General features: G+C 72.3%; 12 protein-coding genes. 10 read left to right on the plus strand and 2 right to left on the minus strand.

Translation table 11 applies throughout. The annotated features are described in order from the left end of the window. Nucleotides 1-37: 37 nt before the first annotated feature. From ACPYN5_RS01985 to ACPYN5_RS02025, 9 genes are read left to right on the plus strand one after another with little or no spacing between them, the layout of a single operon-like run. A complete protein-coding gene (locus ACPYN5_RS01985) occupies nucleotides 38-955 on the plus strand; it encodes an FHA domain-containing protein (RefSeq protein WP_424447306.1) in 918 nt (305 codons plus the stop codon). Continuing rightward, a complete protein-coding gene (locus ACPYN5_RS01990) occupies nucleotides 952-2,025 on the plus strand; it encodes a DUF6177 family protein (protein WP_424447307.1) in 1,074 nt (357 codons plus the stop codon). The genes ACPYN5_RS01985 and ACPYN5_RS01990 overlap by 4 nt, the downstream gene beginning before the upstream one ends. Beyond that, nucleotides 2,022-2,315 (plus strand): hypothetical protein, encoded by a 294-nt coding sequence (locus ACPYN5_RS01995; protein WP_424447308.1) that lies wholly within the window; start codon nucleotides 2,022-2,024, stop codon nucleotides 2,313-2,315. The genes ACPYN5_RS01990 and ACPYN5_RS01995 overlap by 4 nt, the downstream gene beginning before the upstream one ends. Beyond that, nucleotides 2,312-3,619 (plus strand): EsaB/YukD family protein, encoded by a 1,308-nt coding sequence (locus ACPYN5_RS02000; protein ID WP_424447309.1) that lies wholly within the window; start codon nucleotides 2,312-2,314, stop codon nucleotides 3,617-3,619. Before ACPYN5_RS01995 ends, ACPYN5_RS02000 begins: the two co-directional genes overlap by 4 nt. Beyond that, on the plus strand, nucleotides 3,616-4,461 hold the full coding sequence (locus tag ACPYN5_RS02005; protein WP_424447310.1) for a P-loop NTPase family protein: 846 nt from the start codon (nucleotides 3,616-3,618) through the stop codon (nucleotides 4,459-4,461). The genes ACPYN5_RS02000 and ACPYN5_RS02005 overlap by 4 nt, the downstream gene beginning before the upstream one ends. Continuing rightward, a complete protein-coding gene (eccCa, locus tag ACPYN5_RS02010; protein ID WP_424447311.1) occupies nucleotides 4,458-8,399 on the plus strand; it encodes a type VII secretion protein EccCa in 3,942 nt (1,313 codons plus the stop codon). The genes ACPYN5_RS02005 and eccCa overlap by 4 nt, the downstream gene beginning before the upstream one ends. Further along, nucleotides 8,389-8,751 carry a hypothetical protein gene (locus ACPYN5_RS02015; RefSeq protein WP_424447312.1) on the plus strand — a complete coding sequence of 121 codons (363 nt, stop codon included), beginning with the start codon at nucleotides 8,389-8,391 and terminating at the stop codon, nucleotides 8,749-8,751. Before eccCa ends, ACPYN5_RS02015 begins: the two co-directional genes overlap by 11 nt. Further along, on the plus strand, nucleotides 8,748-9,269 hold the full coding sequence (locus ACPYN5_RS02020) for a hypothetical protein (protein ID WP_424447313.1): 522 nt from the start codon (nucleotides 8,748-8,750) through the stop codon (nucleotides 9,267-9,269). Before ACPYN5_RS02015 ends, ACPYN5_RS02020 begins: the two co-directional genes overlap by 4 nt. A 57-nt stretch (nucleotides 9,270-9,326) precedes the next feature. Beyond that, nucleotides 9,327-10,550 (plus strand): pyridoxal phosphate-dependent aminotransferase, encoded by a 1,224-nt coding sequence (locus ACPYN5_RS02025; RefSeq protein WP_424447314.1) that lies wholly within the window; start codon nucleotides 9,327-9,329, stop codon nucleotides 10,548-10,550. Between the two features lie 20 nt (nucleotides 10,551-10,570). Here the strand turns inward: ACPYN5_RS02025 and ACPYN5_RS02030 are convergent, their stop codons facing one another. After that, nucleotides 10,571-11,002 (minus strand): Rv3235 family protein, encoded by a 432-nt coding sequence (locus ACPYN5_RS02030; protein ID WP_424447315.1) that lies wholly within the window; start codon nucleotides 11,000-11,002, stop codon nucleotides 10,571-10,573. 141 nt (nucleotides 11,003-11,143) lie between these two features. Between ACPYN5_RS02030 and ACPYN5_RS02035 the strand changes: the two genes are divergently transcribed. Then, nucleotides 11,144-11,725, plus strand: coding sequence for a hypothetical protein (locus tag ACPYN5_RS02035; RefSeq protein ID WP_424447316.1), 582 nt, complete (start codon nucleotides 11,144-11,146; stop codon nucleotides 11,723-11,725). Between the two features lie 2 nt (nucleotides 11,726-11,727). Here the strand turns inward: ACPYN5_RS02035 and ACPYN5_RS02040 are convergent, their stop codons facing one another. Further along, nucleotides 11,728-12,000: a helix-turn-helix domain-containing protein gene (locus ACPYN5_RS02040; RefSeq protein WP_424447317.1), complete on the minus strand. Its 273-nt coding sequence runs from the start codon at nucleotides 11,998-12,000 to the stop codon at nucleotides 11,728-11,730. Nucleotides 12,001-12,025: the final 25 nt, after the last annotated feature.

The raw sequence follows: 12,025 nt of genomic DNA on the forward strand, positions 1-12,025 counted from the left end.
CGGCTTCGATATGCTCGCGAGGCGAAGGGGGATCGTCATGTCGACTGCGTTCGCGCTCGCGGTGTGCGGGCGTTGCGGTGAGCCCGTCACGGGATCGGATGACGCGTGCGCGGTGTGCAACGGGACCGTCGCGCGGGCCGTGCTGCCGTTGGTCCATGTCGACGCCTCTGCGGCCGGCGCACCCGCGGCTACCGCCGGCCGGCGAAGCATCTCCCTCGCGATCTCGCTCCTCGCTGTCGCTGTGGCGGGAGCGGTCGTCGCTGGCCTGGCTCTGCCGCTGGGCGTCGGCGCCGCGCTCGCCCTCGGCGTGGCTGCCGCCCTCCTCGCTGCGGCGGCGCAAGCCGTCGGCTGGCTGCGCTCCGGACGAGCCCTCGGCAACATCCTCACCTCGACGCGGTCCGTGCGCGCGGCTGACGGCACGCCCGTGGGGCTGCGCCGGCCGGAGCGTCGGGATCCGCACGCCGTCCGCGACCCGCGGCAGGGTCCGATCGGCCGGATGACGCAGACGGTGACACTGCGGGTGAGTGCCGGCGCCGACCCGGGCGCCCTATCGATGCGCGGAGTCGGCAGCCTGCCACCGCGCGTGCCCGCCGCGGTGCTGCGGGAGCGGCTGACGCGCTCGGTCGTGCTCACGTTCGACGGCCGGCTTCGGATCCCCGTGACCCGCAGCGTCATCCTGGGGCGCAACCCCTCGCCGGCTGCGGACGGCACCGCCGTCGTCGCGCTGCCCGACATGTCGCGCTCGATCTCGAAGTCGCATGTGCGGCTCGACGTCGAGAACGGCCGCGTGTTCGCCCGGGATCTGGGCTCGACCAACGGCACGGAGCTGGTGACGGCATCCGGCATCCGCGAGCTGACGCCGGACGAGCGCGTCGAGGTTCCCGCCGGCGCGCAGCTGCGCATCGCCGGGGTGCCCCTGCGCATCGACGACGGCTCGACCGGAAGGACCGCATGAGCGAGCGCGCGGTGTACCCGCATCCTCTTCTCGATGCTCGGGGCGAGGGTGTGGTCATCACCCGTTCCGAGTCGGCGCGCGTCGCGCTCGCTCCGGGTCGAGCCGATTTTTTCGTCTCGGCCCGACGCGCGCAGCGTCGCCCGATCCTGGTCACCGGCGCGGATGCCGCCGTGAGCGAGCCGCTGCTGCGTCTGCTGCGGGAGACGGGCGGCGCCTGGGGCGTCGAAGGGCCCGAGGGCGAGACCTGGGACGGTCTGACCGGGCGGCGGCTGTCGCTCGCCGAGGCGGCATCCCGCCGGTTTCCCGTCGGACCGGAAGACCTGCATCCCCGGTTCCTTGAAGCCGACACTGCTCCGCAATCCCTGCGGCTGCGCGTCTCGGTCGCGCGGCGCCACCGTGACGCGCTCGAGACGGTCATCGGCGGCGACATCGAGGCGCTGAGCGTCGACCTCACCGGCACGGCGCCCGCCGGGTGGGGGATGCACGAGCCCGCCGGCATCCCGTGGGACAAGACGGCGATCACGGCCCACGCGCGCGGGAGCGGCGGCACCGCCCGCTACGTCGTCGCCGGGGCGAGCGCGGACGCGCCGCTCATCGGGCAGGTCGCGGTGCACCCCACGCGCAAGGGCGTCGAGGAGCTCTCCGATCTCGTCGTGTCGGTGGGAGACGAGGACGCTCCGGAGACCTCTGCGCGCCGGGAGACGGCCGTGCGTGGCCTCGAGAGCGTGGCGGCCGGGGTTCCGCTGTTCGCCGCGGTGTTCGCCGAGCCCGGACGAGCCGATCTGTTCCGAGCGGCGAGGCTGCCGCGGCCGTCGTGGCCCGTCGCGATCCTGATCGGAACCCCGGCGATGCGCGCGTTCGAGCTGGATGCCGACGAGCTGGCCGCCGCGCACGGTGGCCGCGTCCTGGGCAAGCGCCGCATCCCGTCGTTGCTGCTCGATTTCGGGGCCCTCGACCCGGTGACGTCGTGGACGCGACTGCGTGCATTCGCCGACGCCGTCGGCGAGGAGCGGATGACGGGCGCCTCGCCCGCGCTCGGCCGCATGCTGTTCGGCGGGGGTGCCCGATGACCGATCGCGACAGCCTGCTGCTCGAATCGGTGCGCGTGCACCGGTCACGACTGTCGTCCGCGCTGGTGTTCGGGCCGCCCGAGGCCCGCCGCTCGGTCGGCGACAACATCAAGCGCTTCATCGGCAGCGTCGTCGTCGCCGCGATCGTATGCGCCGTATGCGTCGCGGTCTCGTTCGTGACCAGCATCCTCGCGCAGCAGCAACGGGATGCCGACCGGCAGACGTCGTCGCTGGTCGTCATCGATCCGCCGCTCGGGGCAGGGCCCGAGGCTCAGGAGAATCACGCATGACCTACACCCGTCTCACCGTCATCGGGTCGAGCCGTCGCGCCGATCTCGTCGTCCCGGACGACGAGCCGTTCGCGCTGCTGCTGCCCGATGTCCTCGACCTGCTCGGGGAATCGGCGGAGTACGAAGGTGCTTCGGTGCGGCTGATCCGACGCACCGGCGAGCAGATCGAGCTGGCCGCCACCCCCGCAGAGACGCGGCTGCCGAACGGCGAAGTGCTCCGGGTGGTGCGCGCCGAGGATGCACCCCCACCGCCCGAGGTCGCCGACGTCACCGACGTGGTGGCTGAGTCGCTGCAGCGCCGCGACGACCGCTGGGGCGAGACCGCCCGCCGCTGGACGGCGGCCGCCGCGATCGCGATCGTCACCGGCGTCCTCGGCCTCGCCCTCGGGCGTGCCCTGGACGACGCTGCGTCGCTCGTGCTCGCGGGAGGGTGGTTGCTCGCTCTCGCCGCCGCTGTCGTCCTCGGGCTGCTGCGGCACTCGTGGGCAAGGATGTGGACCACCGCGGTGGCGGTGGGGCTGAGCATGCCGCTGGCCGAGCTCGTGCAGCGAGCGACCGGCGGAGCGGTACCGGTGCTGCTGGCCGCCGCCGTTTTCGTGTGGATCGCCCTGGCCGTCGGACTCGGCCTCGCCGCTCGCTCGGCGCCGCCGGCGTGGGGAGGGCTCATCGGTGCGGGCGCCGCCACGGTGTGGATCGCGCTCTTGCTCACCCCGCTGCCGGCGGCATCCGTCCCCGCCCTGATCGGGCTCGCGGCGATCGTGGGCATCGGCCTGCTGCCGACCTTTGCGCTCGGGGCCTCCGGTCTCTCGGCTCTCGATGACGCAGCGATCGGCGGGAGTCTTCCCTCTCGCCGCGCCGTCGCCGCATCGCTCGAGGACGCCTACGCCGCCCTCGCCTGGGCGGGCGGCGCGCTCGCGGTGACGGCCGGGGCCGCGGGCGCGGCATCGGCGGCGTCGGGAGATCTGTACGGGCTGCTCCTGGCGGTCGCGATCGGCCTCGTCCTGGCTCTGCGAACCCGCCAGTTCCCGCTCATCGTGCACATCGTGCCGCTGTGGGCGGCAGCGCTCGCGGTGCTGCTCGCCGTGGCGGCATCGCCCCTCGTGCCGCCGCTCGCGGGCGCGGTTCTGCTCGCCGCGATCGTCGTCGGCGCGGTTCTGCTGGCGGGCATCCGACCGCCGGCGCACGTCCGCGTCAGGCTCCGCCGGTGGGGCAACGCCCTCGAACTGCTCGCGGTCGTGGCGACGGTGCCGCTGCTGCTCGGCACGCTGCACGTGTACCCCGATCTGCTGCGGGTGTTCTCGTGATCGCGCCCCCGAGATCTCACCTGAGCGCGCGCTTTCCTCGCGCCGCCGGAACCTGGGGCTGGGGCGAGCGGCAGAGCTTCTTCGTCGACGCCGACCGCCGCATCCGGCGCCCGATCCCCACGACCCGCCGCATCGCGGTGCTCTCGCTCGTCGGCGGGGCGGGCACATCCACGATCGCGGCCGGTGTCGCCACGCTGGCCGCACGCCGGCGCGGTGGTCCGGTGCTCGCCGTGGATGCCGCGGGGTCGCGCCACGGCCTCGCCGCTCGGCTCGGACGCCCCGAGTCCGAGCGGGTCACGGCGCTCGACACGGCGGGGGAGCCCCCGGCATCGTTCGCCGACGCGACGCGCGACCTGCCGCGCGACGGCACTCTCTCGTACCTGGGGCTCGGGCACCCGGCATCCGATTCCTGGCCGTCCGACCCGTCGGAATGGCGGGATGCCGTGGCGCCCGTCGCCCGGTTCTTCCCCGTCGTCGTCACCGACTGGGGCAGGCGCCGCGACCTGCGGGTCATCGCGGAGATCGCCCGATCGTCGCATGCGGTGTGCCTCGTCGCGCCGGCGGATCGCGACGGTGTGGAGAACGCCGCGTCGCTCGCCGCCGCGATCAGCCGCGACGACGCGCGCCCCGACACGGAGATCGTCCTCGTCGACCGGGCCCGCGAAGGCGCGGCGGCGACCCGTGTGAAGCTGGACGGTCTCGACACGCCCGTCAGCCGCATCCGCTTCGACGCGTGGCTGGCCGAGGGCTCCGCGCCCGGCCGGCGCACGCGCCGCTCGTTGCTGGAACTCGGCGCCGTCCTCATCGGCGGACGCGGTGACGGTGACGAGGGGGACGCGTGACCGTCCGCATCGTCCACCGGCCCGCGCGCATCGTCCATCCGCCCGAGCCGCTCGAACCGCGCGATGTCGCGGCACCGCCCCGCGCGCCCGACGACGCGCGCGGCTTCCCGCTGCAGGTGCTGCTGCCCGTGATCGGCGCGATGTCGTCGGTCGTGATGATCACGGTGCTCCGGACGAACCCGATCATGGTCCTCGTCGCAGCGATGATCTTCATCGTCGCGGTGGTCGGCGGCCTCGGCATGGCGCTGACGCAGCGCGGGCAGGCGGCGCGGCGTCGCCGAGCGCAGCGCGACAACTTCCTCACCTATCTCGAGGAACGCCGTGCGCAGCTGCGCCGCGACGGTGAGGTCGCCAGGCAGCGTGCCGTGCTGGCCGCCCCCGCGCCGGACGCGCTCGCCGACATCGTCCGCGACCCCGCCCGGCTGTGGGAGCGCCGTCGGCGCGACCCCGACTTCCTGCGCCTGCGCGTCGGGCTCGGCGCGACGGACTGGCACGCCCTGACCCTGCCGGAAGACACGAATCCCGTCGAGCCCTACGACGAGCTGCTGCGAGGGGAACTCGCGCAACTACTGGCCCACTACTCCGTCGTCCGCGACATGCCGATATCCGTCGCGATCGATCGGGTCGGCGACGTCTCGCTCGTGGGGGCTCGGGAGCACACCCTGCCGATCGCCCGTGCGCTGTTCGCGCAGCTGGTGGCGTTCCATACGCCCGACGACGTCCTCGTCGGCCTGGTGCACCCGCCCGATCTCGCGGCGGACTGGGACGGTCTCGACCTGGTGGGGCACGTCCAGACCGCCGACGTCTTCGACGGCCCGCTACCCGCACGGCGCGTCGCCCCCGACCTCGATCGGCTCTGGGTGCTGCTCAACCCGTGGCTCGTGCAGCGGGCCGACGATGTCGCCGCCGAGCGACGGACCGGGCGGCGCGGAGCGTCCGAGCGGATGTCGCGCCTCGTCGTGTTCGCCGATCACGGCAGCGGCACGGCGCGCTCGACGGCGGCGGCCGACCGCGAGGCGACGCTGCGCGAGCTCGGGGTGACGGTCATCCACCTCGTCGACGACCGGCTGAAAGAGCCGTCGGAGGTGTCGGTGCGCATCACGGCGACGGCCGACGGCGCGGACGTCGACGATGTGCGCGAAGACTCCGCGATCACCGGCATCCGGCCCGATGCCGTCTCCGTCACCACGGTCGGGGCCCTCGTGCGCGCGCTCGCGCCGCTCCGGCTCAGCCGCGCCGACGCGCGCGAATCCGACGCGGCGGATGCCGTCGGCGTGCTCGAATCGTTCGGCTACGACGAGCTGACGCCGGCCGCGCTCGCCGCCGCGTGGGCGAGCCCGCGACCCGCCGCCACGTTCCTGCGCGTCCCGATCGGCGTCGACGACGCGGGGCGCGCGGTGGATCTCGACCTGAAGGAGTCGGCGCAGCTCGGCATGGGACCGCACGGCATCGCGATCGGTGCGACCGGATCGGGCAAGAGCGAGCTGCTTCGCACCCTGGTGCTGGGCCTGGCGCTGACGCACCCGCCCGACGACATCGCGATGGTCCTCGTCGACTACAAGGGCGGCGCGGCGTTCGCCCCGCTCGAACCGCTGCCGCACGTGGCGGGCGTCATGGACAACCTCGCCGACGACGCGCAGCTGACGCGTCGAGCCCAGACGAGCATCGCGGGCGAGGTGCGACGACGGCAGGAGCTGCTGCGCGACGCCGGATCCGTGGCCTCCATCTCCGCCTACCGGGCGCTGCGCGAACAGCATCCCGACATGGCGCCCATGCCCCACCTGCTCCTCGTCATCGATGAGTTCGGCGAGCTGCTGACGGCCGAGCCCGATTTCGTCGATCTGCTGCTGACGATCGGTCGCATCGGCCGGTCGATCGGAGTGCACCTGCTGCTGTCGAGCCAGCGCATCGAGCAGGGAAAGCTCCGCGGCCTCGACACCTACCTGTCGTACCGGATCGGGCTGCGGACCTTCTCGGAGTCCGAGAGCCAGGTCATCCTCGACACCAACGACGCGTACCACCTGCCCGCCATCCCCGGTCACGGCTACCTCAAGGTCGATACGACGGTGTACACGCGGTTCCGTGCGGGGTACGTGTCCGGACCGCTGCCCGAGCCGCGCGAGCCGGCCCCCGAGGAGCGTGCGGTGCCGATGGCGCTTCCCCACTACAACACGATCGAATCGGACGCCGGCGGCTTCTCGGACGCGGATGCCGAGGCCCGCATCGCCGCGCCCGTGCACGCGTCCCGGTCGCTACTGGACACCGCCGTGGAGGTGATGCGCGACGCTCGGCGTCCCGTCGCACCGGTGTGGCTCTCGCCCCTACCGACGAAGTTCGCCTTCGAGCGTGTGCGGACGGCAGCACGACCGACGCCCCTGACCGTCCCCATCGGGCTGCTCGACGACCCCAGCCGCCAGCGGCAGGACGCGTGGCTGCTGGACCTGACCCGCGGCGGCGGGCACGTCGCGCTCTACGGTGCGCCGCAGACCGGCCGGTCGACGTTCCTGCGGACCCTGGGGTTGAGCCTCGCGCTCACCCATACTCCGGACGAGGTGTCGATCTACGGTCTCGACCTCTCGGGCGGTGGTCTCGCCCGCATCGAGCCGTTCCCGCACGTGGGCGGTGTGGCGGGCCGTTCCGACCGCGAGCGCATCGGTCGTCTGCTCGACGAGTTGCTCGCGATGCTGCGGACGCGTGAGTCCGTCTTCCGGGAGCAGGGGATCGATGCGCTCTCGGTCCTGCGGGCCCGCCATGCGCGTGGCGAGATCCCCGAGCTGGTCGCCCCGGACGTCGTGCTCCTGGTCGACGGCTTCTCGCAGCTGCGCGGTGAGTTCGAGGAGTTCGAGCCGCGGCTCGTCGAGCTCCTCGCCCGCGGCGGCTCGTTCGGCCTGCACATCGTCTTGACGATGAACCGGTGGAACGATCTGCCGATCCGCCACCAGTCGCACGTGGGGCAGCGCATCGAGCTGCGTCTGAACGACCCGATGGAGTCGCAGGTGGGGCGCAAGGTCGCCGAGACCCTGAAGTCCGCCGGGCCGGGGCGCGGCGTCACCGACGACGGACTGTTCGGGCAGATCGCGCTCCCGGTTCTCACCGTCGTCGATGACGAGGAGATCGGCCCGGAGCTGCAGGAACTGGCGGTGCGGTTCGCCGACAGCTGGAGCGGTCCGGAAGCGGCGCCCATTCGTCTGCTGCCGGAGATGCTGACCGCTGCCGAGCTTCCCGACGTCCTCGAGGAACCCGAGCGGCTCCCCATCGGCGTCCGCCAGGACGATCTCGCCCCGGAGTTCTTCGACCCGCGGCGGGAACAGCATCTGCTCGTCTTCGGCGATTCGGGCAGCGGCAAGTCTTCCCTGCTGCGCGGCGTGGCCGCCGCGTTCCTCGACCGTTACACCGCCGACGAGATCGTGTTCGCGGTGATGGACGTGCGCGGTTCGGTCGCGCCCGCCATCCCCGAGGAGTACCTCGGCGGGCACGCACCGAACACGCGTAAGGCGCAAGCGCTCGCGGCATCCGTCGCCCACGAGCTCGAACGGCGCAGCGACCCCGAAGAGGCCGCGGTCAAGCCCGGTCCGCGGATCGTGGTGATGGTCGACGACCACCACATCCTGGGTTCCGGTGGGGACGATCCGCTGGCTCCGCTCATCCCGTTCCTCCCGTCCGCGAAGGACCTGCGCCTGCACGTCTTCCTCACGCGACCCGTCGCCGGCGCGGCCCGGGCCTCGTTCGACCTCGGTCTGCAGTCGCTGCGCGAGACGGGCGGCACCGGTTTGGTGCTGTCGGGGGAGCGTGCCGAGGGGCCGATCTTCCCGCGCCTGTACGCGGAGCAGATGATCCCCGGGCGGGGACGCATCATCCGGCGCGGCGGCGCGCCGACGCTCGTCCACCTGATCCACACTCCCGCGCACGATGAGGAGGGGGCGCCGGATGCCTCGTGAACTGACCATCCTCAGCCGGAAGGCGCCGTCCGTCGCCGATCTCCGGGCCGCCGCGGCCGCCGCGGGTATCGCCGGAGCCACTGTCGCGCGCGTGCGGGACGGCGCGATGGACATCATCCGCGATGCCGACGGCTGGCCGGTCCTGACGCTCACCTACACCCGCCTGATCGCCGTTGCGGCCGAGGTGCAGCGACTCGCGCCGGCCGCCGCCGAAGCGCTGCCGGGGCCGGTGTACTGGACGGAAGGCTGGGCTCGCCTCGATCGCGACGGGGAAGCGGCCGAAGCAGTGGCCCTCGCCATCGCGCACCGCTGCGACGGAGTCTGCGTCCGCGGCGACGGGGCCCTCGCGTGAGCAGCGCGATGCGCCGCCTCGTGGTGGTCGGGGCAGCCGGGGGCGAAGGCGCCTCCACCGTGGCACGGGTCGTAGCCGTCGCGGCGTTCGCGGCCGGGAGGCCCGGCGGCGTCCTGAGCCGTCCCGACGATCCCGGGCCCGCGGCACCCGCCGATGGGGGCGGCCTCGCGGGCCCGCACATCGTCGTCGATGCGGGGCCGCACGGCGTGGACGGCACGGGTCGCCCAGGCGATGTCGCGATCCTCGTCTGCGCGGCCAACACCGGCGCCATCGAGCGCGCGCGTGCCCTCCTCGCGATGGAGGGCGAGCGCGGCGCCGGTCGGGACTTCGCCGCGCTCGTCATCGCCGCCCGTTCTCGCGGCGAGCAGCGACGAGCGCGCATCCGGCTGCAGCAGGCCGCGACCGATTCCCGCACCCTTGTGCTGCCATACGACCCGGCGCTGCGGTTCTCGCGTGGCTCGCAGGCGGCAGCCACCGTGAGCGTCGGCCGCCGTCTGGTCGCCCTGCTGGACGCGTAGGCGCAGCGGGCCACCGGACGACGATTGGCACCGAGGGCTCGCAGATATCCTGATCGGATGAAGCGTCGAATCCTCGATCAGTCATCCAAGCTCAAGGACGTCCTCTACGAGATTCGTGGGAGCGCCCTGGCCGAGGCCGACCGACTCGAGGCCGACGGCCACCGCGTGCTCAAGCTCAACACGGGCAACCCCGCGATCTTCGGCTTCGAGGCCCCCTTCCAGATCGTGCGCGACATGATCGAGTCGGTGCCCCACGCGCACGGATACAGCGACAGCCGCGGCATCCTGTCGGCGCGGCGCGCCGTCGTGTCGCGTTACGAGGAGGTCCCGGGGTTCCCCCACGTCGACCCCGACGACGTCTACCTCGGCAACGGGGTCTCGGAGCTCATCACGATGACCATGCAGGCGCTCCTCGACGAGGGTGATGAGGTGCTCATCCCCGCCCCGGACTATCCGCTGTGGACGGCGATGACGAGCCTCGGCGGAGGCAAGCCCGTGCACTACCTATGCGACGCCACGCAGGGCTGGGAGCCCGACCTCGACGACATCCGCTCGAAGGTGACGCCGCAGACGAAGGCCATCGTCGTCATCAACCCCAACAATCCCACGGGCGCCGTCTACAGCCGCGAGGTTCTCGAGGGCATCGTCCAGATCGCCCGCGAGAACTCGCTGCTGCTGCTCTCGGATGAGATCTACGACCGGATCCTGTACGACGACGCGACGCACATCCCTTTGGCGACACTCGCTCCCGACCTGCTGTGCCTGACCTTCAACGGGCTCTCCAAGACCTACCGTGTCGCCGGATACCGGTCGGGCTGGCTCGTGATCACCGGGCCCAAGGGTCACGCGAAGGGCTTCCTCGAAGGCATCCAACTGCTCGCCTCCACGCGCCTGTGCCCGAACGTTCCGGCGCAGTACGCGGTGCAGGCGGCGTTGTCGGGAGTGCAGTCGATCGAGGCGCTGATCGCGCCGACGGGTCGGTTGCACGAGCAGCGGGATGCCGCGTGGAAGGGTCTGGAAGGCATCCCGGGCGTGACCTGTCACAAGCCCGCGGGGGCGCTGTACGCTTTCCCGCGGCTCGACCCCGAGGTGTACGACATTCACGACGACGGCAAGCTCGTCTACGACTTCCTCGTCGCCGAGCACGTGCTGCTGGTGCAGGGGACCGGCTTCAACTGGCCGGATCCGGACCATCTGCGCATCGTCACGCTGCCCGAGGCGCGGGTGCTGACGGAAGCGATCGAAAGGCTCGGCAACTTCCTGTCGTCGTACAAGCAGTAAGGAGCATCGGGTCGGCCGGCTCAGAGGAGTGCGAGCGAGGTGGCGCGCCAGCGCCCGTCGAGACCTTCGAGTCGCATCGCGACGGCCCGTGTCCGATGCGGGGTGGTGACGATGACGGTGGCCTCGACGACTCCGTCGGCGGGCGCGCACATCCGCACGGTGACGATGGAGTAGACCGGTCGCGCGGGCGTCACCTGCCGAGCGCTCCGCGCTCGCGCGGCGAGGTTCGCGCGCGTGACGAGCACACGGAAGGCATCCTCGCTGAGCCAGCGTGCGAGCTGCTCGACTTCGCGCACGCCGGCGAGCACCTCGAGCACGCCGCGAGTGAGGTTCCGCGCCAGCGGTTCCGGATCGGGCAGATCGATCGTCGATGTCGGCTGCGCTGCGAAGTACTCGGCGATGTCGAGCGACGAGCCGATGCGAGGGTACCGACGGGGTTCGTCCGCGCTCATCGAAATCATCGCACGCACCTCCTCTCATCGGTCTCTGTCAACGCCGACGAGTACAGCACAATGCCGAATTTGGCTGGATGAGAATCCTCCAACTTGTGGAGAGTGCGCTCAGCGCCGCTGAAGGCCCGCTAGCGTCGCGCCGTGCGATGGCAACGGTTCTTCGAAGACCTCGAGCATCAGCTCGACGCCGAGTGGGAGGCCGAGCGTGCGGCGCTCGACACCGAGGCCGAGCGCCTCCGGCTTTCGCGCCTCACGCTGCGGGAGCGCCTCGAAGGGTTGATCGACACGGAGGTGACCGTCGACCCGGTCGCGGCGGACGCCCTTCGGGGGCGCCTCGCCCGGGTGGGCGCGGATTGGCTGAGCCTGGAGACCAGCCGGCGGGCGGGCGCCGCCGTCGTGCCGCTCGCGGCCGTCGCATCGGTCGGCGTCGCCGAGCCCGATCTCCTGCGATGTGCGCGCCCCGTCTCAGGCCGCACCGCGCTGGCCGGCCGGATGACGCTCGGCTTCGTCCTGCGCGATCTCGCGCGACGCCGGGTGGGGGTCCGGGTCGTGGTGACGGGTGGGAAGGTCTGGACGGGGACGATCGACCGTGCCGGTGCCGACCATCTCGACCTCGCCCTCCATGACAGCGGCGAGCCCCGTCGGCCGACCGCCGTCACGGGGCATCGGATGATCGGGTTCTCCGTCGTACGCGTCGTCCACCTCGACGGCGCTGACGGCTGACGTCAGTCGGGGCGCCTGCGTCGCGCCCACAGCTCGGGGAAGCTCGCGATCTGCGACTGCTGCCACAGTGCCGCACGGCGGGCGTCCTCCACTTGAGCGTCGAGGTAATCCTCGACGCTCGCCGACTCGATCCGCCACCGCGAAGGGGTGCCGACCTTCGCTCCGACCAGTCGTCCTTCGAGGATGAGCGCGATCACTTCCTCGACCTCGATCTGGAGCATCTCAGCGACCTGGGAGGGTGCCAGGAAGGACGCGCTGTCCGGCGTAGCGGGCATGCCCTCATTATCCGCGGGCACTCGT

It is taken from the genome of Microbacterium arborescens, assembly GCF_049707515.1.
Lineage (GTDB): Bacteria > Actinomycetota > Actinomycetes > Actinomycetales > Microbacteriaceae > Microbacterium > Microbacterium arborescens_B.